This window comes from Sphingobium sp. WCS2017Hpa-17, assembly GCF_031843765.1.
Taxonomy (GTDB): domain Bacteria; phylum Pseudomonadota; class Alphaproteobacteria; order Sphingomonadales; family Sphingomonadaceae; genus Sphingobium.
Window position 1 is genome coordinate 1 of the sequence record NZ_JAVTIV010000021.1, and the last position, 19,740, is coordinate 19,740.

Sequence of the window (19,740 nt, forward strand, 5' to 3'; positions counted from 1 at the left end):
GCGAGCGCAAATCCATAGACAAAGGCTGACCCATCCATGCTGGCCTCCTCCACCAACAGGGATTCTGAATCATAAAATCACGCTCTTGGAAACCCTTGCCGATTCATAACGGTCGAAATCCGCTCTAATATAGCCATAGTTATCGCAGGTCTGAACCTTTGGAGAGGATGGTCGAATGACGGATTTTCTGGGCGGCCCTGAAGACAATGAATTCCTCGTCACAAATATTGGCGGGAATGTTCTTGTCGATGGTGGCGGTGGTTATGACCGGCTGATCATCGACTGGTCCGAGGGTAATGGCACAAGCCAGGTCTGGACCGGGCCTCAAGATTCAGCCGGTTTCATTTTCTTCGGTTGGCGGGATACGACCTATCTGACCGTGAAGAACGTGGAATTTATCGAGTTTCGCCTGACGCCCGGTAACGACTCAGTCGAACTTTATGGTGATGCGCCTATCGCGTTCGATGGACGCGGCGGCATCGACTTTTTCTATGGTGATTTCTCATCCAGCCTGCGACCGATCAGCTTCGAGGCGAATGAGGCGCCCGATGCCGTGTCGGTTTTCGTTGGGCAGGGCACCGAACTGAAAAATGTCGAGCGGATCGGATTTGTCGGCAGCCAGTGGAATGACCAGATCGTTGCGGGCAGTTATGACGACAGGTTGAATGGCGGCGACGGTGATGATCGGCTGAGCGGCGGCGCGGGGGACGACGTTATCGATGGCGGTGCCGGTCGTGATTATATGGCGGGTGGCCAGGGCGATGACAGATATATCGATCCTGATGCCGGTGACGTTATAATCGAAAATGTCGGTGAAGGCATTGATACCGTCGAAACTCACGCAGAGAGTTACATTTTGAGCGCCAATGTTGAGAATTTGGTGTTCGTCGGGGAAGGATTGTTCACAGGGACGGGCAATGAACTCGACAACTTCATTCAGGCCCTCGACAATTTTTCATCCGTAAGCCTGAGCGGCATGGCTGGTGCCGATATCCTGTTTTCCGCCTATGGCGATGATTTGCTCGACGGAGGCAGCGGTGCGGACCAGATGCAGGGCGGGTACGGCAATGATAGCTATGTCGTGGATGATGCCGGTGACGTCGTCAACGAACAGGTCGGTGCGGGATTCGACACGGTCAATAGTAGCATCAGCTACAGGTTGACGGAAAATGTAGAATCGCTGCGGCTGATCGGGGTCACCGGCGCGGTTGACGCCTATGGCAATGCTGGCAATAACTGGCTGAACGCGGCATGGGTGACAGTGGCGCCGGCGGCGGGGACGCAGATCCGGCTCTATGGCGAGGGCGGTAACGACCATCTGCTGGGGTCGCGTTATGGCGACTATCTGGACGGCGGCAGCGGTGCGGACAGCATGACCGGCGGCGGTGGCAACGACACCTATGTGGTGGAGGATGCCGGTGACGTGGTGATCGAGCAGGCCAATGGCGGGTTCGACACGGTCAATAGTAGCATCAGCTACAGGCTGACGGACAATGTGGAATCGCTGCGGTTGATTGGTGTGACGGGCGCGGTGGATGCGCATGGCAATGCCGGCAACAACTGGCTCAATGCATTCTGGGTGGATGTGGCGCCGGCGGCGGGGACGCAGATCCGCCTCTATGGCGAAAGCGGCAACGATCATCTGCTGGGGTCGCGTTATGGCGATTATCTGGACGGTGGCGCAGGCGCAGACAATATGACTGGCGGGCAGGGTAACGACACCTATGTCGTGGATGCCGTCGGCGATCGGGTGATCGAACAGGCCGGGGACGGGTTCGATACGGTCAATAGCAGCATCAGCTATACGCTGACGGACAATGTGGAATCGCTGCGGCTGATCGGTGTGGCGGGTGCGGTGGATGCGCATGGCAATGCCGCTAACAACTGGCTGAATGCGGCCTGGGTGGATGTGGCGCCGGCAGAGGGGACGCAGATCCGACTGTTCGGGGAAGGCGGCAACGACCATCTGCTGGGGTCGCGCTATGCCGATTATCTGGACGGTGGAACGGGCGCGGACAACATGACTGGCGGTGGTGGCAACGACACCTATGTGGTGGACGATGCCGGCGATGTGGTGATCGAGCAGGCCAATGGCGAGTTCGACACCGTCGATACGCGCATAAGCTATACCCTGCCGGACAATGTGGAATCACTGCGGCTGCTCGATGGCACGGGGCTTGTCGAAGGCCGTGGCAATGCCGGCGACAACTGGCTGAGTGCATTCTGGATCGAGAAGCAGCCATGGGATCCGGCGCTGGAGGTCCGGCTCTATGGCGGGGATGGCAATGATCACCTGCTGGGATGGGCCAGGGGCAGTTTTCTGGATGGAGGGGCCGGCAATGATGTCTTGCAAGGCGGAGCCGGCGCCGACCGATTCCATTTCGGTGACCCGCTGGATGCCCGGACCAATGTCGATACCATTGTCGATTTCTGGGACAATATAAGAGGCGGGCCCTGGGCAGACAGGATCGAACTGGACGATGCGATCTTCACCACCTTGTCGACCGGCGCCCTGAGCGCCGATGCCTTTGTCGCCAATGCCGACGGCGTCGCGACGACCGCCGAGCAGCGGATCATCTATGACACGGATAGCGGCGCGCTATTCTATGATGCCGATGGCTCCGGCGCGGGGGAGGCAGTGCAATTCGCGGTCTTCGTTCCGCATCCGGCGGCTGGCAACCCGGCGCTGCCGGAGATGACTGCGGCGGAATTCGTGGTGGTGTGATGGCCATGGGGCGAGGCGGTCGGAGACGGCGCGTCGTCCTTGTCTGTTTCGTCCGATTGCAGCCGCAGACCATCCGGTATCAGGCCAGCGGAGCAGCAGTGAGCCAGGGCTGAGGCAGGAGCGGCACAAAGCTTTGCCTGCCTTTACTTGGCGAACGGGCAGGCAGGGTAATCATGACAAGTCCTGTCATGTATAAGTCGTTGACGAACTTTCCAGATTCCTCCAGTCAGAAGTCATTAATGGGGGGGATCATATGGCTATATTTACGGGGACTCCAGGCGCTGACAATTTCGTTGGTGGCATCGAGAATGATGTCATCACCGGCGCAGAAGGCGACGATCGGCTGAGCGGCGGCGGCGGCAGCGACAATATATCCGGCGATGCCGGCCGCGACATTCTGGAGGGGGGCGAGGGCAATGACGTTCTCTTCTCACACGGTCGCACGACCGATGATATCGATCCCTATTACCCCAATCTGAGCGGTGCGGTGTCCAATGACATCTATGCCGATGTCGATATTTTGCGGGGTGGTGCGGGCGACGACTATCTGTTCGCCGGCTATGGGGATTATGTCGATGGCGGCGGCGAGGGCAGTTTCGGCAACCGCCTCTACATCAATTTTTCCGGTGCATCATCGGGCGTCACGGCGGATTTCCGGCTGCTCGAAACGCAGGGTTCGATCACCATCGGCGGCGGCATCATCACCAACATCCAGAGCATCGGCTATCTGCACGGCAGTGCCTATGATGATTATCTGGTCAGCATCGATACCTATTATCCCAGCGGCGATGCGATCTTTGGCGGTGACGGCAACGACACGATCATCGGCAGCTATTATTCCGGTTGGGGCAATGGCATGCTGTCGGGCGGCAATGGCGACGATGTGATCGACGCGACCGCCAGCTTCTATGGCGCGCTGGTTTATGGCGACGATGGCAATGACATCATACGTCTGAACAGCATGGTAGATGATGTTGGTTATGGGGGTGCCGGCGACGACCGCATCTATGGCGGCAGCGCAGTCCATGGCGGCGACGGCAACGACCTGATCGTCCTGAACTATTCCTATTATGGCGGTATTGCCTATGGCGACGCCGGCAATGACGAGATGCGCGCGGCCGACAGCGGCCATACACTGGTCGGCGGCAGCGGGGCCGACCGATTGATCGGCGGCAGCGGGCGCGACCTGCTCTATGCCGGTGATCTGGACGCCGAGGGTATGCCGCTGGACGATCTGGGCCGGGAGAAGGACGTCCTGACGGGCGGCGGCGATATCGATTATATCTGGGCCGGCTATGGCGACGATGCCGATGGCGGCACCGGCACCGACTATCTCTCCTATTCCTTCGGCGGCGCGCTGGCGGGCGTCACCGTCGATACGGCTGCGTTCACCGGCACAACGCCCTATGTCGTCAATGGCGGCACGATCCAGAATTTCGAGATATTGCAGCGCGTGCGGGGCAGTGCGTTCGCCGACACGATCAATGCCGCGACCCAGTCTGGTGCGCTGACGATCGATGGCGGTGCGGGTGACGATGTCGTCACGACCCATGAAAGCAGCGTCACAGTGCAGGGCGGCGATGGGAATGACCGGCTGATCAGCGGCAGCGCGTCGGACAGGTTCGATGGCGGCGCCGGGATCGATACGGTCGATTATCTGCGATCCGCCATCGGCGTGACGGTCACGTTGGGGTCCGGCGGCTTTTATGGCAGCGGCGCCGATCAGTTGCGCGATGTCGAGAATATCACCGGGTCGGTGTTCGACGATACGCTGCGTGGCAATGAGGACGACAATCTGTTCAACGCCAGTCGTGGCAACGACATGCTATATGGCAATGACGGCAACGATACGCTGATCGGTGCGGAAGGCGACGACGTTCTGGACGGTGGCGCGGGCAATGACGTTCTGGACGGCGGCGATGGCACCGACCGGCTGATCGGCGGCACGGGTGACGACCTGTATATCGACCGGGACGGCAACGACACGATCGTCGAACTGGCCGATGCGGGCGTGGATACCGTTGCGACCTATGGCGCATCCTACACGCTGGGCGCCAATCTGGAGAAACTGACCTTTCTGGGCGCGGGTGCATTCCAGGGGACCGGCAACGCGCTGGACAATGTGGTCAGTTCGATCCTGGCCAGTGGCGACGATGTTCTCAAGGGGCTGGGCGGCAATGACAGCCTGTTCGCCGGAGGCGGCAACGACATGCTGGACGGTGGAACGGGCGCCGACCAGATGTATGGAGGACTTGGCAATGACAGCTATGTCGTCGATGATGCCGGCGATCAGGTCTATGAGCAGGCCGGCGAGGGATATGACGTCGTCACCGCGAGCATCGGCTATACGCTGACTGCCAATGTGGAGGCGTTGCGTCTGGTCGACCTGACCGCGGGTGTCGATGCGCGTGGCAATGCGCTGGACAATGTGCTCAACGCGGTATGGGTCAACGGTCCGCTGGCCGCCGGCACGCAGATCCGCCTCTATGGCGAGGGCGGGAATGACGAGTTGCTGGGGTCGCGTCATGGCGACTATCTGGATGGCGGTGCCGGTATCGACAGGATGAGCGGCGGCGGCGGTGACGACACCTATGTGGTGGACGATGCCGGCGACGTGGTGATCGAGCAGGCCAATGCCGGCTATGATACGGTCATCGCCAGCAGCGCCTATCGGCTGGGCGCGCATGTGGAAGCGCTGCGGCTCGTCAACCTGACCGCTGGCGTCGATGCCCATGGCAATGCGCAGGACAATGCGATCAGTGCGGCAGGCGTGACTGGCTCGCTGGCCGCCGGTACACAGATCCGTCTCTATGGCGAGGACGGCAACGACAGCATCGTCGGATCGCGGTTCGGCGACCTGCTGGACGGCGGTGCAGGCAATGACATCCTGGACGGTGGCGCCGGGGCGGACCGGCTGGTCGGCGGGCTGGGCAATGACACTTATTATGTCGACAATGCCGGCGACGTCGTCGTGGAGCAGGCGGGTGAGGGCTATGATGTGGTCGTCACCAGCATCGATTACACGCTGGGCGCGAATGTCGAGGGGATCAAGCTGCTGAACCTGACGCGGGGTGTGGAGGCGCATGGCAATGGGCTGAACAACTCGCTGAACGCGGCCTATGCCAATGGGCCGCTGGCGGCGGGGACGCAGATCAGGCTGTTCGGCGAGGGTGGCAACGATACACTGCTGGGGTCGCGCAACGACGATTATCTGGATGGCGGGAGCGGCGTCGACACGATGACCGGCGGGCTGGGCAACGACACTTATGTGGTGGACGACGCCGGCGACGTGGTGATCGAGCAGGGCGGGCAGGGCTATGACGTGGTCGTCACCAATATCGATTACACGCTGGGTGCCAATGTCGAGGGGATCAAGCTGCTCAATCTGACGCGGGGCGTGGAGGTGCATGGCAATGCTCTCAACAATTCGTTCAACGCGGCCTATGTGGGCGCGTCGCTGGCAGCGGGGACGCAGATCCGAATGTTCGGCGAGGGCGGCAATGATACGCTGCTGGGATCGCGCCATGACGATTATCTGGATGGCGGCACGGGCATCGACACGATGACCGGCGGCTTTGGCAACGACACCTATGTGGTGGACAATGCCGGCGATGTCGTGGTCGAGCAGGCGGGGCAGGGCTATGATGTGGTCATCACCAACATCGACTACACGCTGGGCGCGAATGTCGAGGGGATCAAGCTGCTCAATCTGACGCGGGGCGTGGAGGTGCATGGCAACAGCCTGAACAACTCGATGAACGCGGCCTATGCCAATGGACCGCTGGCGGCGGGGACGCAGATCCGGCTGTTCGGCGAGGCGGGCAATGATACGCTGCTGGGATCGCGCAACGACGATTATCTGGACGGGGGTAGCGGCGTCGACACGATGACCGGCGGCTTTGGCAACGACACCTATGTGGTGGACAATGCCGGCGATGTCGTGATCGAGCATGCGGGGCAGGGCTATGATGTGGTCGTCACGAACATCGACTACACGCTGGGCGCGAATGTCGAGGGGCTGAAGCTGCTGAACCTGACCAAGGGGGTCGAGGCGCATGGCAATGGCCTGAACAACTCGCTGAACGCCGCCTATGTGAACACGCCGCTGGAAGCGGGCACGACAATCCGGTTGTTCGGCGAAGGCGGCAATGACAGCCTGCTGGGGTCGCGCTATGGCGATTTCCTGGACGGCGGGGCGGGGAACGACACGCTGCAAGGCGGTGGTGGCAATGATCGCTTCCACTTCGGCGATGCGCTGAATGCGCTGACCAATGTCGACACGATTCTGGATTTCCAGCGTGGCGATGTGATTGAGCTGGACGACGCGGTGTTCAGGGGGTTGTCGACCGGGGCGCTGGGGGCGGGGGCGTTCGTCGCCAATGCCAGCGGGACGGCGACCACGGCCGACCAGCGGATTGTCTATGACACGGATAGCGGGCAGCTGTTCTTCGACGCGGATGGATCGGGCGCGGGCGGGGCGGTGCTGTTTGCGGTGCTGAACGGCCATCCGGTGATCAGCGCGGCGGATTTCGTCGTGGTGTGAGGATCGGCCTGGCCGGTCTCAAGGTGAAAGAGGCTGGCCAAGTCGTCTGCGCTGGGGCAAGGCGGGCGGGATGAACCTGCCCGATCCGTCCGATTTCGTTGCTGCCGGGCAAAGCGCCGAGGTGTTCCGACTGGATGGCGGGCATGTGCTCAAGCTGTTCCATGACGGCGTCGATCCCGGCATCGCCGAGCGCGAATATGGGTTGATGCAGGCGATCCAGTCGACCGACCTGCCGGTGGCGCGGGCGTTGGACCTGTGCGAGGCGGGCGGGCGACCGGGCATCGTCTATACGCGGATGGAGGGGCCGGACCTGCTGGCCTATCTGCGCGAGAAGCCGTGGCGCTGGCGCTGGGCGCTCACGCAGATGGCGCGGTTGCAGGCGCATATTCAGGCGCAGCATCTGCCGGCGTTGCGCAGTCGCAAGGCGTTGCTGGCCGAGGATATCGAGGTGGCGCCGATCGGCGAGACGCTGCGCGCGGCGGCGATCGAACGACTGGAGCAACTGATCGAAGGCGATGCACTGTCGCATGGCGACCTGCATCCCGCCAATCTGATCGTGACGCCGGATGGGCTGGCGGTGATCGACTGGTCGCGCGCGGCGCAGGCGGCGGCACCGACCGATGTGGTGCGCAGCGAGATGCTGATGCGCTTTGGGCCCGGTCAGGCCGGCCGCTGGTGGGAGGAGCAGATCCGCGATCAGGCGGCGGCTTATTATATCAAACGCTATCGCGCCCTGACCGGCATGGAGCCGGAGGCGTTGGCGGCATGGCGGCCGCTGGTGGCGCTGGCCTGGCTGCGGCATCGGCTGCCGGCGCGCGATGATGGCTTTGCGCTCTATCTGGCGGACGCGCTGGTTGCGGCCGGATTGCCGCCGGTCGACGCCTGAAACCCTGCACCATGTCGTTCGTGGCGCGGTGAGCGCCGTTCGTCCCCCGGTCATGCCGCCGGGCGCCGCGCATGGGCGGATCATCGAACCAGCCGGGATCGTCATCATCCTGTCGCTATGATGGCGGCATAGGGCGAGCGCGGGTTGCACCCGTTAAGCGACGGTTCACCGCAAATGGCGTCGTTTCACCCATAGAGTTTATCTGATCCGGAGTGCCCGACAGCATCTGGATACGCCCCCGGCATCCCTTGCGCCGGGGGCGTTTTCATGTCCGCGCGATTCGCGGATTTCCCTTACGGAAATGTCGTTTGCAGAAGGAGCGGATGTCGTTCGTCCTGCCGTTCGTCCGCGCGTGTCTGCGCTTGGTCGTCTGTCCGGTCGTTGGCCGACAGACCGCGTTGCCGGGTCGAAGCGGGCAGGCATCGCGCGGATCGCAGGCGTAACAAGATGAGGCGAACGGGACAGGCGCCGACCCTGAAAGACCTCCAAGGCTCCGCCCGTCCGCACCCCGTCGCACCGCGCAGCCCCCCTTTGGCGGTGTGCCGGCCACAACAGATTTCGAGGAGATAGCCCCATGTTCGTTTCGACCAAAATCGCCGCCGCTCTTGCTTCTGTCGCTCTGCTGGCCAGTGCCGGCGCTGCGTCTGCGCAGGAATTCCAGTCCAACGGCCGCACCACCGGCGTCTATCATGGCGACCTGGACCTGACGAATGCCACCCATCAGCAGCAGTTGCGCAGCCGGATCGCCCGCGCTGCCAACCGCGTCTGTTCGTCGATGGATTTGCAAGCGCAGCAGACCTGCAAGGCCAAGGCGATCGCCCATGTACAGGCGCCGATCAGCGCCGCCATCGCCCGCGCTGAGACTGGCGAGCGCTATGCCGATGCGGGCAAGCCCGTGCTGCCGGTGGTGGGGAACTGATCCGCGCCGCCGTGCGGATGGTTTCGCGATAAAGGCCCGGTTTGCGCCGGGCCTTTTTGCGTGTTGGACATCGTGACGGCCCACCCCGCTGCGACTAACGCGCTTCGCGCGTAAGTCTCGCTGCCCCCCCCCGCCAGCGGGAGGGGGAAAGAAATATCAGAAATCCGGGCGGCTCTTGGTGCGGAAGGCAGCGACGCCTTTGGCGAAGTCGGGCAGGGTGAAGGCGTCGCGGAACAGGGCGAGCGTGGTGGCGTCGTCGTCCGCTTGGCCCTCAAGGATGCGGCGGATGATCGCTTTGGTCGCGCGGATGCTGTGCTGGGCGTTGGCGGCAATGGTGCGGGCGAGTGTGTCTGCAGCGGTCAACGGGTCGGGGGCGATCTCCTCGATCAGGCCGATGTCGAGTGCTTCGTCGGCACCATGGAGCGCGCCGGTGAAGAGGATGCGTTTCGCGCGGGCCGGGCCGACCAGATCGGCCAGCAACTTCGTGTCGAACAGCGAATAGACGATGCCGAGTTTCGCGGGCGTGATGCCGAGGCGGGCGGTGGGCGATGCAATGCGCAGGTCGCAGGCGATGGCAAGGCCGCAACCGCCACCGACGCAATCGCCGTCGATCGCGGCGATCACCGGCTTTTCCGCGTGGGCAAGGGCATATTGGCTGGACCGGATTGCGGCCTGATTGGCGACGCGCCAGTCTTCGTCGCCGGAACAGGCGGCAAATTCGTGGATGTCGGCGCCCGCGCAGAAGAGGCCGGGCGTGGCGGAAGCGAGGATGAGGACGCGGATGGCGTCATCCGCCATGGCCTGGCCGACGAGGTGGGGGAGTTGTTCCCACATCGTCTGAGTCATGGCGTTGCGCCGGTCCGGCCGGTCGATCAGCAGCCGGGCGACCGGGCCGTCCTGTTCCAGCCGCAGAGGCATGTCAGGCGGGCCAGTGTTGCAGCAGCGGGACCAGCTCGTCGAAATGGTCGATCACCGCGTCGGCATCCAGATTTTCGACCGGACCGTCGAGGAAGCCGAAGCCAACCGCGATATTGGCGAGGCCGGCGTTGCGCGCGCCGGCAATGTCGTTGATCGTGTCGCCGATGAAGATGGTGCGGCCGCCGCCGGCGCGCGCGATCATTTCATGGATCGGCGCGGGATCGGGCTTGGCCACCCCCACCGTGTCGCCACCGACGATGGCGGCGAAGCGATCCGACAGGCCGATCTGGTGCATCAGGGGGATGGTGAAGCGTTCCGCCTTGTTGGTGCAGATGGCGAGTTTGACGCCGGCGTCGGTCAGGGCATCCATCGCTTCGATCAGGCCGGGATAGGGGACCGAGTGGATGGCGAGATTCTGCTCATAATAATCGAGCAGGACGGGAAGCAGGCTGTCGAGCGTTTCGGCGTCATAGCCGCCCGATGCGTCGAGCGCGCGGGCCAGCATGATCTTTGCGCCCTTGCCGACGAAGGGGTGGATCGCGGCGGCCGGGAAAGGCGGCCGGCCGATCGTGCCGATGGCATAATTGACCGCCGCGGCAAGATCGCCGCTGGTGTCGATCAGGGTGCCGTCCAGGTCGAAACCGACGATGTCGAAGGGGATGCTGCTCATGGTGCCTGCCATGCCGCCTGCGCGGTGGCAAAGGCAAGGCAAACATGGCAGAGGAAGCACAAGTCATAGCTTTTGCCGGGAAAATCATCGTGACCAGTTCCGCCAGCCGTCCGCTCGCTGTCATCATCCTTGCCGCCGGGCAGGGGACGCGGATGAAATCGTCGCTTCACAAGGTGCTGCATCCGATTGCGGGGCGGTCCATGCTGCTGCACCTGCTGGCGAGCGTGGGCGAACTGGCGCCCGAGCGGCAGGTGGTCGTGGTGGGCGCGGGGCGGGCGCAGGTGGAGAAGGCGGTGGCCGGCACCGGCGCGGTCATCGCGGTGCAGGAGGCGCAACTGGGCACGGGGCATGCGGTGGCGCAGGCGCATGATGCGCTGGCGGGATTCGCGGGCGATGTGCTGATCCTTTATGGCGACGTGCCGTTGGTGAGTGCGGGTACGATGCGGGCGATGCTGGATCGGCTGAGCCGGGGCGACGAGCCGCGCGCGGTGGTGCTGGGTTTCCGCCCGGACGATGCGGCGGCCTATGGCCGGATCATCGCCGACGGGCAGGGCATCATCGAGAAGATGGTCGAGTTTAAGGATGCGAGCGAGGACGAGCGGGCCGTCACCCTGTGCAATAGCGGGCTGATGGCGGTGCGGTCGACCGACCTGTTCGTGCTGCTCGACCAGATTGGAAACAATAATGCGGCGGGCGAATATTATCTGCCCGATATCGTGATGCTGCCCGGCGGGACGAGCGCCGTCATCGAAACGGAAGCGTGGGAAGTGGCGGGCGTGAACAGCCGGGCCGAGCTGGCGGGCGTCGAGGCGGTATGGCAGGCGCGCCGCCGGGCCGAGGCGATGCGCGAGGGTGCGACGCTGGTGGCGCCCGAAACGGTGTTCTTCGCGCATGATACCGTTCTGGGGCGCGATGTGGTGGTGGAGCCGAACGTCGTATTCGGGCCGGGCGTGACCGTGGCGGACGATGTCGTCATCCACGCCTTTTCGCATCTGGAGGGGGCGAGCGTGGCCAGCGGCGCGGCGATCGGTCCCTATGCGCGGTTGCGGCCCGGCGCGGACATCGGCGTCAAGGCCAAGGTCGGCAATTTCGTCGAGATCAAGAAGGCGACTGTGGGCGAGGGCGCCAAGGTCAATCACCTGTCCTATATCGGCGATGCCAGCGTGGGGGCGGGGAGCAATATCGGTGCGGGGACGATCACCTGCAATTATGATGGCTTCTTCAAATATAAGACGGAGATCGGCGCCGGGGCGTTCGTCGGGTCGAACAGTGCTTTGGTGGCGCCGGTGACGATCGGCGACGGGGCGATCGTGGCGGCGGGCAGCGTGGTGACGAAGCCGGTGGAGGCTGATGCGCTGTGTCTGGTGCGGCCCGAGCAGATCGGCAAGGCGGGATGGGCGGCCCGTTTCCGGGAGCGGATGACGGCGAAGAAGGCGGGGAAGTGAGAATCCGTCATTGCGAGGTGGTTGGGTTGTAAGTTGATCCGGAAATTTCTCTGGGCGCTTCTGGCGCTGATTTTGCTCGTTGTGGCGCTTGCCTTCTGGCTGCTGCACAACGCCAGTGCCATGCCCATCGTGCGGCGGGCGGAGGTGGTGCTGCCCTTTCCCGCCGATGCGCCGCGCAAGGCGGTGACGGTGGCGCTGCTGACCGACACGCATTTGTCGGGGCCGGATAACAGCCCGGAGCGGCTAAGGCGGATTGTGGAGCAGATCAACGGGTTGAAGCCCGACCTCATCCTGCTGGGCGGCGATTATATCGGCGATGACAAGGGTGGGGCGATCTATGATTGGCGGGCGAGCATCGCGCCCTTTGCGGGGTTGCGTGCACCGCTGGGCGTGGTGGCGGTGCTGGGCAATCATGATAGTCGCAGCAAGAGCAATCGCCGGGCACTGAGCGGGATGGACTGGCAGGCGGCCTTTGCGCAGATCGGCGTGACCCTGTTGCAGGATAGCGCGGTGCGGCGCGGGCCTCTGGCGATCGGGGGGCTGAAGGATATCTACACGCGCAAGATCAACCTGCCCGGCACGCTGGCGGCGATGGACCGGGTGGGCGGCGCGCCGGTCATCCTGTCGCATGGGCCGGATGTGTTTCCCAAACTGCCGGACGGGCGGTCGCTGACGCTGGTGGGGCATACCCATTGCGGGCAGATCGCCTTTCCCTTTGTCGGCATCGCCTATGTGCCGTCGAAATATGGTACCCGCTATGCATGTGGCATCTATCGCGATGGCGCGCGCACGATGATCGTGTCGGGCGGGGTCGGGACGAGCAGCGCGCCGTTCCGCATGCTGGCGCCGCCCGACCTGTGGCTGATCACCATTCGTCCGGAATGAAATTCTTGTCACCGGGCGGCCATGGCGCTGTTGCGCAAGCGTCATTAATGGCATGGCGACAACTTCGCCCTATATGGGCGGCTATCTGACATCATTCGGTTCGACGGGGCTTTCCTGCATGTGCGGTATCATTGGAATCATCGGCAAGGACGAAGTTGCGGAGCGGCTGGTCGACGGCCTGAAGCGGCTGGAATATCGCGGCTATGACAGCGCCGGGGTCGCCACCATCCATGATGGCGCGATCGACCGGCGCCGGGCCGAGGGGAAGCTCAACAATCTGGTGAAGGAACTGGTCGACGCGCCGCTGCCCGGCACGACCGGCATCGCCCATACCCGCTGGGCCACCCATGGCGCGCCGACGACCAGCAACGCCCACCCCCATGCGACCGGCGAAGTGGCGCTGGTGCACAATGGTATCATCGAGAATTTCAAACCGCTGCGCGAGGAACTGATCCGGCGCGGCCGGACGTTCGACAGCCAGACCGATACCGAGGTGGTCGCCCATCTGGTGAGCGAACTGGTGGAGCAGGGCGCCAGCCCCAAGGATGCGGTCCGCCAAGTGCTGCCGCGCCTGCATGGCGCCTTCGCGCTGGCGATCCTGTTCCGCAGCCATCCCGACATGCTGATCGGTGCGCGGCTGGGGTCGCCGCTGGTGGTGGGTTATGGCGACGGCGAGACGTTCCTGGGGTCGGACGCGCTGGCGCTGGCACCGCTGACGCAGCGCATCGCCTATCTGGAGGAGGGCGACTGGGTCGTCATCACCAAGGACGGCGCCGAGATTTTCGACAAGGACAACAATCCGGTCGAGCGGCCTGTGACGATCAGCGGCGTGTCCGGCGCGATGATCGACAAGGGCAATCACCGCCATTTCATGCAGAAGGAAATTTACGAGCAGCCGGTCGTCGTGGCCCAGACGCTCAAAGCCTATCTGCAACGGATGGACGACCGCGTGTCGTTGCCGATCCCCGATTTCGACCTGTCGGCGATCCGCCGCGTCACCATCGTCGCGTGCGGCACCAGCTTCTATGCCGGCATGGTCGCGCGCTACTGGTTCGAGCAATTTGCCCGCGTGCCGGTGGATTTGGATTTCGCCAGCGAGTTTCGCTATCGCGAGCCGGTGATGGAGGAAGGGGGCCTGGCCCTCTTCATCAGCCAGTCGGGCGAGACGGCCGATACGCTGGCCGCGCTGCGCTATGCGCGGGCGCAGGGGCAGAAGATCGCCGTGGTCGTCAACGTGCCGACCAGTTCGATGGCGCGGGAGGCGGACCTGCTGCTGCCGACCCATGCCGGGCCGGAAATCGGCGTGGCGTCGACCAAGGCCTTTACCTGCCAGCTGGCGGTGCTGGCCGCCTTTGCTGCCAATCTGGCGCGGGCCAAGGGCCGGCTGAGCGACAAGGAAGAGAAGGAAATCGTCCGCCATCTGGCCGAGGCGCCTGCCGCGATCAACGGCGCGCTGGCCTATGACGAGGCGATCGAGGCGATGGCGCACCATATCGTGCCGGCGCGCGATGTGCTGTATCTGGGGCGCGGGACCGACTATCCGCTGGCGCTGGAAGGGGCGCTGAAGCTGAAGGAAATCAGCTATATCCATGCCGAAGGCTATGCCGCGGGCGAGATGAAGCATGGGCCGATCGCGCTGATCGACGAACTGGTGCCGGTGATCTGCATCGCGCCGAGCGGGCCGTTGTTCGAGAAGACCGTGAGCAACATGCAGGAAGTGCAGGCGCGCGGTGGCAAGGTGGTGCTGATTTCCGACTATGACGGGGTGCAGGCGGCGGGCGAAGGATGCCTGGCGACGATCACCATGCCCAAGGTCCACCCGCTGATCGCGCCGATGGTCTATGCCGTGCCGGTGCAGTTGCTGGCTTACCATGTCGCGGTGCTGAAGGGCACGGATGTGGATCAGCCGCGGAATCTGGCGAAGAGCGTTACGGTGGAGTGAGGGCCGGTTGATTGCATTTTGACACCGCATGCGGTATCATATGCGATGACCAAGGCCGACAAGCTGCTGGACAGGATGGTGCGCAATCCCGCCGGGGATTGGACGATATCCGATATCCAGACGCTGTGCGACCAGTTGGGATGGACCTGCCTGCCGCCGACGGGTGGCGGATCGCACTGGAAAGTGGCGGTGCCGGGCAGCGATACCATCCTGACGATACCGGCCAAGCGTCCGATCAAGCCGGTCTATATTCGTAAGCTGATGACGTTCGTGAAGGATAGCAAACATGGCTGAAGCTGATCCACGGCAGGCCGATTATGCGATCATGGTCGAGCCTTTATCGGAAAAGGATGGCGGCGGTTGGCTCGCCACGGTGCCCGCCTTGCCCGGTTGCATGGGTGATGGCGACACGCCGGAATCGGCTTTGGCGGACGCGGCCAATGCCATTGCCGAATGGCATGCGGCAGCAAAGGCCATGGGGCGTGACGTTCCGGGGCCTGCTGCGCTGGGTCAATGGCGGCAGCGTGTGCCCCGGTCGTTGCACGAGAAGCTGAAGTTCGTGGCCGCGCGCGAGGGCGTTTCGCTCAACGCCTATGTCGCCAATATATTGGCGGAGAGCATCGGGCGGACCGGGTAGGTTTTGGTGGGGAGGAGGCGTCGCTGCCCCCTCACCCAGCTCCGACTAGGCAGCACGCTGCCAAGTCTTCGCAGCCCTCTCCCCCGAGGGGAGAGGGATAAGAGGTTTAACCGCCGCCGGGTGCGTTGTGGCCGCCGGCCGGGACCGGGCCGCCGCTGGGGGCGTGGCTGTGGTCGGGGTTGCTGTCCCATTCGATATGGTAGAGGTCGAAGCGGCGGTCGCGCAGGTTGCGGACGGTGCCTTCGGCGCGGGCCCAGCTGAGGTCGGCGAGGTTGACGTCCGCCATGGTCAGCGTTTCGACATTCTCGGTCGATTCCGCCGCGATTCCGTCGCGGGCGAAGGGCAGGTCGCAGGGGGTCAGGATCGCGCTCTGGGCATATTGAATGTCCATATTGTCGACGTTCGGCAGGTTGCCGACATTGCCCGACATGACGACATAGCATTGATTTTCGATCGCGCGGGCCTGCGCGCAATAGCGCACGCGCAGATAGCCCAGGCGCGAGTCGGTGCAGAAGGGCACGAAGATGATGCGCGCGCCCTGATCCACCAGACGGCGGGCCAGTTCGGGAAATTCGCTGTCATAGCAGATGAGTACGCCGATCGGGCCGCAGTCGGTCTGGATCACGTCGAGCGAATCGCCGCCCTTGATGTTCCACCAGAAGGCTTCGTTGGGGGTCGGGTGGATCTTTTCCTGCGTGTGGATCGACCCGTCGCGCAGGGCGACATAGGCGATATTCTGGATGTCGCCATCATCGGCGCGGGTTGGGTGGGAGCCGCCGATGATGTTGATATTATATTCCAGCGCCATCCGCCCCAGTTCCTTCGTCAGGCGCGGGGTGTAGCCGGTCAGCTTGTCGATCGCCTCCACCGGGGTCAGCTTCTTCGTTTCGAAGGAGAGCAGCGGCAGGGTGAAGAGTTCGGGGAAGATGATGAAGTCGGAGCGATAATCGGCCGCGACATCGACGAAATATTCGACGTTGCGGATGAATTCGTCGAAATTGTCGACGGCGCGCGCCTGTAGCTGGCAGGTGGCGATGCGCACGCTTTCGACGCCGCGCGGCACGCGCATTTCGGGCGCTTCGTCCGGATCGACATAGGGGTTGCGCCAGACGAGATGGGCGGCGTGGCCGTCCGACTGCTTGTCTTCGGGCAGATAATTTTCGAGGACGCCGAGCGGTTCGAACTGGTTCTTGAGCTGGAAGCTGATCACCTGATCGCGCATCTTGCCGGTGACGACCTTGTCCAGATAGTCCTGCGGGCCGTGAACGCGGCGCTTGGCGCGAGCGTAGCCGGGCATGCGACCGGCGATGACGATGCCGTGCAGGTCCAGCTCTTCCGTCAACTCCTTGCGCTCGTCATAGAGGCGCTGGCCGATGCGCAGGCCGCGAAGCTTGGGATCGACCGCCATTTCATAGCCGTAGAGCCATTCGCCCGCCGCGCTGTGGCGCGTGCCGAAGCCGTTGGCGGTGATTTCGTCCCAGTCATGGGTGGCGAAGGCCATCGCTTTGCTGACGCGCATGGTGGCGCAATAGCCGACCACCTTGTCATCATAGAGGGCGACAAAGCAGCCATTGGGGAAATTGTTGATCTGACCCCGGATGGTGGCGAGCGAATAATTGGGCATGCCAGGATAGGCGCGGGCGATCAGCCGCTGAATCCCGCGCACGTCGGACGGAACCGCGGCGCGGACGTCCAGACGTTTCTTGGTTCCTGTGGACATGGTTTTACCTCCGTTCGCCCTGCGTAGGGGCTGAGCTTGTCGAAGACCCGTATCGAAGGGTCGTTTGCGCGAATGCCCTTCGATACGCCACTTCGACTTCGCTCAGTGGCTACTCAGGACGAACGGCTTTGAGACGTGGATCACAAAGAAAAAGGCGGCGCCGGGATGCGGCGCCGCCTCGTTCCGTTACCGTACTGAAACCGCGAGAGCGGCGTTCAGTTCCAGCCCCTTAGGCCCACTTGCCCATTTCGGTTTCGAGGTTGACGCGGATCGCTTCGAAGAACTGCTCCGTAGTCATCCACGACTGTTCCGGGCCGATCAGCAGCGCCAGATCCTTGGTCATAGCACCGCTTTCGACGGTCTGGATGCAGACGCGCTCCAGCGTTTCGGCGAACTTCACCACTTCGGGCGTCTCGTCGAACTTGCCGCGGAACTTGAGGCCGCCGGTCCAGGCGAAGATCGAGGCGATCGGGTTGGTCGAGGTCGCCTTGCCCTGCTGATGCTGGCGATAGTGGCGGGTGACGGTGCCGTGGGCGGCTTCCGCTTCGACGGTCTTGCCGTCGGGCGAGAGCAGGACCGAGGTCATGAGGCCGAGCGAGCCGAAACCCTGTGCCACCTGATCCGACTGGACGTCGCCGTCATAATTCTTGCACGCCCAGACGAATTCGCCGCTCCACTTGAGCGCGGAGGCGACCATGTCGTCGATCAGGCGATGTTCATAGACGATGCCGGTGTCCTTGAACTTCTGTGCGAAGCCTTCGGTTTCGAACACTTCCTGGAACAGATCCTTGAAGCGGCCGTCATAGGCCTTGAGGATGGTGTTCTTGGTCGAGAGGTAGACCGGCCACTTCAGGTTCAGGCCGTAGTTGAACGAGGCGCGGGCGAAGTCGCGGATCGAATCGTCGAGGTTGTACATCGCCATGGCGACGCCCGAACCGGGGAAGTCGAACACTTCGCGGTCGATCGTCTCGCCATTTTCGCCTTCGAAGACGAGGCGCAGCTTGCCGGCGCCGGGCACCTTGAAGTCGGTGGCGCGATACTGGTCACCGAAAGCGTGACGGCCAACGACGATCGGCTTGGTCCAGCCGGGGATCAGGCGGGGGACGTTGGAAATGACGATCGGTTCGCGGAAGACGACGCCGCCCAGGATGTTGCGGATGGTGCCGTTGGGCGACTTCCACATCGACTTGAGGTTGAATTCCTCGACGCGGGCTTCGTCCGGGGTGATGGTGGCGCACTTCACGCCGACGCCATATTCCTTGATTGCGTTGGCGGAATCGATCGTGATCTGATCGTTCGTCTCGTCACGCTTTTCGACGCTGAGGTCGTAATATTTCAGGTCGATATCGAGATAGGGGAGGATCAGGCGCTCGCGGATCCATTCCCAGATGATCCGGGTCATTTCGTCGCCGTCGATTTCCACGACGGGGTTTTTCACCTTGATCTTCGCCATAGCGCCTGTTTCGCCTTCTTCTCTTGGGTGGAATTATGGGGACGCCCTAGGCAAAGCGGCGCCAATGTTCAACCTTTGAGGGGCATGAATCTGTCCTATGCGGACCCATGCGCCGGATCGGTCGTTGTCAGGGCGCAGGTCTCTCCCTAAAGACGGTGCCCATGGAAAATGACGAGATCAATGTTGCCACGGGTGGCAACGTCAAATGGCGCTTCCCTTCGGTCCATCCGGAGGGGATGAAGTTCGGCCTGATCGCCGTGGCGATCACGGCGGTCCTGTTCCTGCTGGGATGGGAAATCGTCGGCTGGCTGATGGTCATGGTGACGATCTGGGTCTTTGCCTTCTTCCGCGATCCGGTCCGTGCCGTGCCGCAGGATGAAGGCGCGATCGTCGCACCGGCCGACGGGCTGGTGACGCTGATCCAGCGGGTGCCGCCGCCGCGCGAGATGGCGGGTGAAAATGGGCTGGGCGATCAGCCGATGATCCGCGTGTCGATCTTCATGAGCGTGTTCGACGTCCATATCAATCGCACGCCGATTGGCGGCACGATCAAGTCGGTGGTCTATATCAGCGGCAAGTTTTTGAACGCGGACCTGGACAAGGCGAGCGAGGATAATGAGCGGCAGCATATCCTGGTCGAGCGGCATGATGGCGTGCGCATCGGCTTTACCCAGATTGCGGGGCTGGTCGCGCGGCGGATCGTGCCGTTCGTGAAGCCCGGCGATATGGTCGCGGCGGGGCAGCGGATCGGCCTTATCCGCTTCGGCAGCCGCGTCGACGTTTATCTGCCCGCGGGCACTGCGCCGCGCGTGATCCTGGGCCAGCGCACCGTCGCGGGCGAGACGATCCTGGGCCAGATGGGCGATACGCGGGTGGTTGCGGGTATTCAGCAGTGATTTTTCTTCGCGCTTCTAAATCTTGGTCCGTTCGTGCTGAGCTTGTCGAAGCACGCATTCGCCCCCTTCGACGCCGCTTGCGGCGTCGCTCAGGACAGGCT

Annotated in this window: 14 protein-coding genes; 10 read left to right on the top strand and 4 right to left on the bottom strand. The window is 63.2% G+C overall.

Annotated elements, in window-relative coordinates:
- Positions 1 to 175: 175 nt before the first annotated feature.
- The 4 genes from RQH62_RS20610 (at position 176) to RQH62_RS20625 (ending at position 9,073) form a co-directional block, all read left to right on the top strand.
- The gene (locus tag RQH62_RS20610; RefSeq protein ID WP_311270531.1) at positions 176 to 2,725 is read left to right on the top strand and encodes a calcium-binding protein; all 2,550 of its coding nucleotides are present in this window, start codon (positions 176 to 178) and stop codon (positions 2,723 to 2,725) included.
- 253 nt (positions 2,726 to 2,978) lie between these two features.
- Positions 2,979 to 7,268, top strand: a complete 4,290-nt coding sequence (locus RQH62_RS20615; RefSeq protein ID WP_311270532.1) for a calcium-binding protein — start codon at positions 2,979 to 2,981, stop codon at positions 7,266 to 7,268.
- A gap of 70 nt (positions 7,269 to 7,338) precedes the next feature.
- Positions 7,339 to 8,154, top strand: coding sequence for a phosphotransferase (locus RQH62_RS20620; protein ID WP_311270533.1), 816 nt, complete (start codon positions 7,339 to 7,341; stop codon positions 8,152 to 8,154).
- A 574-nt stretch (positions 8,155 to 8,728) separates the two neighbouring features.
- Positions 8,729 to 9,073: a UrcA family protein gene (locus tag RQH62_RS20625; protein ID WP_311270534.1), complete on the top strand. Its 345-nt coding sequence runs from the start codon at positions 8,729 to 8,731 to the stop codon at positions 9,071 to 9,073.
- 156 nt (positions 9,074 to 9,229) lie between these two features.
- On the opposite strand, the gene RQH62_RS20630 is transcribed toward RQH62_RS20625, so the two are convergent.
- Both RQH62_RS20630 and RQH62_RS20635 read right to left on the bottom strand, forming a co-directional pair.
- Positions 9,230 to 9,991 (bottom strand): enoyl-CoA hydratase-related protein, encoded by a 762-nt coding sequence (locus RQH62_RS20630; RefSeq protein WP_311270535.1) that lies wholly within the window; start codon positions 9,989 to 9,991, stop codon positions 9,230 to 9,232.
- A gap of 1 nt (position 9,992) precedes the next feature.
- On the bottom strand, positions 9,993 to 10,661 hold the full coding sequence (locus RQH62_RS20635; protein WP_311270536.1) for an HAD family hydrolase: 669 nt from the start codon (positions 10,659 to 10,661) through the stop codon (positions 9,993 to 9,995).
- Positions 10,662 to 10,813: 152 nt separating this feature from the next.
- On the opposite strand from RQH62_RS20635, the gene glmU reads away from it, so the two are divergent.
- From glmU to RQH62_RS20660, 5 genes are all read left to right on the top strand, one after another.
- Positions 10,814 to 12,106 (top strand): bifunctional UDP-N-acetylglucosamine diphosphorylase/glucosamine-1-phosphate N-acetyltransferase GlmU, encoded by a 1,293-nt coding sequence (gene glmU, locus RQH62_RS20640; RefSeq protein WP_311270584.1) that lies wholly within the window; start codon positions 10,814 to 10,816, stop codon positions 12,104 to 12,106.
- Positions 12,107 to 12,139: 33 nt separating this feature from the next.
- Positions 12,140 to 12,991: a metallophosphoesterase gene (locus tag RQH62_RS20645; protein ID WP_311270537.1), complete on the top strand. Its 852-nt coding sequence runs from the start codon at positions 12,140 to 12,142 to the stop codon at positions 12,989 to 12,991.
- Between the two features lie 118 nt (positions 12,992 to 13,109).
- Positions 13,110 to 14,933: a glutamine--fructose-6-phosphate transaminase (isomerizing) gene (gene glmS, locus RQH62_RS20650; RefSeq protein ID WP_311270585.1), complete on the top strand. Its 1,824-nt coding sequence runs from the start codon at positions 13,110 to 13,112 to the stop codon at positions 14,931 to 14,933.
- A 45-nt stretch (positions 14,934 to 14,978) separates the two neighbouring features.
- Entirely contained in the window at positions 14,979 to 15,227 is a 249-nt protein-coding gene (locus tag RQH62_RS20655; protein ID WP_311270538.1) for a type II toxin-antitoxin system HicA family toxin, read from the top strand.
- Positions 15,220 to 15,570 carry a type II toxin-antitoxin system HicB family antitoxin gene (locus RQH62_RS20660; RefSeq protein WP_311270539.1) on the top strand — a complete coding sequence of 117 codons (351 nt, stop codon included), beginning with the start codon at positions 15,220 to 15,222 and terminating at the stop codon, positions 15,568 to 15,570. The genes RQH62_RS20655 and RQH62_RS20660 overlap by 8 nt, the downstream gene beginning before the upstream one ends.
- A gap of 106 nt (positions 15,571 to 15,676) precedes the next feature.
- Here RQH62_RS20660 and RQH62_RS20665 read toward each other — a convergent pair whose 3' ends face one another.
- Positions 15,677 to 17,290: a carbon-nitrogen hydrolase family protein gene (locus RQH62_RS20665; protein ID WP_311270540.1), complete on the bottom strand. Its 1,614-nt coding sequence runs from the start codon at positions 17,288 to 17,290 to the stop codon at positions 15,677 to 15,679.
- A gap of 229 nt (positions 17,291 to 17,519) precedes the next feature.
- On the bottom strand, positions 17,520 to 18,743 hold the full coding sequence (locus RQH62_RS20670) for an NADP-dependent isocitrate dehydrogenase (RefSeq protein WP_311270541.1): 1,224 nt from the start codon (positions 18,741 to 18,743) through the stop codon (positions 17,520 to 17,522).
- A gap of 161 nt (positions 18,744 to 18,904) precedes the next feature.
- Between RQH62_RS20670 and RQH62_RS20675 the strand changes: the two genes are divergently transcribed.
- Complete coding sequence (locus tag RQH62_RS20675) at positions 18,905 to 19,639, top strand: phosphatidylserine decarboxylase (RefSeq protein ID WP_311270542.1); 735 nt, start codon at positions 18,905 to 18,907, stop codon at positions 19,637 to 19,639.
- The last annotated feature ends 101 nt before the right edge of the window (positions 19,640 to 19,740 follow it).

Bases quoted from the DNA above. Each gene is read 5' to 3' on its own strand.
- RQH62_RS20610 (WP_311270531.1), top strand. From the start codon at position 176: ATGACGGATTTTCTGGGCGGCCCTGAAGACAATGAATTCCTCGTCACA.
- RQH62_RS20615 (WP_311270532.1), top strand. From the start codon at position 2,979: ATGGCTATATTTACGGGGACTCCAGGCGCTGACAATTTCGTTGGTGGC.
- RQH62_RS20620 (WP_311270533.1), top strand. From the start codon at position 7,339: ATGAACCTGCCCGATCCGTCCGATTTCGTTGCTGCCGGGCAAAGCGCC.
- RQH62_RS20625 (WP_311270534.1), top strand. From the start codon at position 8,729: ATGTTCGTTTCGACCAAAATCGCCGCCGCTCTTGCTTCTGTCGCTCTG.
- RQH62_RS20630 (WP_311270535.1), bottom strand. From the start codon at position 9,991: ATGCCTCTGCGGCTGGAACAGGACGGCCCGGTCGCCCGGCTGCTGATC.
- RQH62_RS20635 (WP_311270536.1), bottom strand. From the start codon at position 10,661: ATGAGCAGCATCCCCTTCGACATCGTCGGTTTCGACCTGGACGGCACC.
- glmU (WP_311270584.1), top strand. From the start codon at position 10,814: ATGAAATCGTCGCTTCACAAGGTGCTGCATCCGATTGCGGGGCGGTCC.
- glmS (WP_311270585.1), top strand. From the start codon at position 13,110: ATGTGCGGTATCATTGGAATCATCGGCAAGGACGAAGTTGCGGAGCGG.
- RQH62_RS20655 (WP_311270538.1), top strand. From the start codon at position 14,979: ATGACCAAGGCCGACAAGCTGCTGGACAGGATGGTGCGCAATCCCGCC.
- RQH62_RS20660 (WP_311270539.1), top strand. From the start codon at position 15,220: ATGGCTGAAGCTGATCCACGGCAGGCCGATTATGCGATCATGGTCGAG.
- RQH62_RS20665 (WP_311270540.1), bottom strand. From the start codon at position 17,290: ATGTCCACAGGAACCAAGAAACGTCTGGACGTCCGCGCCGCGGTTCCG.
- RQH62_RS20670 (WP_311270541.1), bottom strand. From the start codon at position 18,743: ATGGCGAAGATCAAGGTGAAAAACCCCGTCGTGGAAATCGACGGCGAC.
- RQH62_RS20675 (WP_311270542.1), top strand. From the start codon at position 18,905: ATGGAAAATGACGAGATCAATGTTGCCACGGGTGGCAACGTCAAATGG.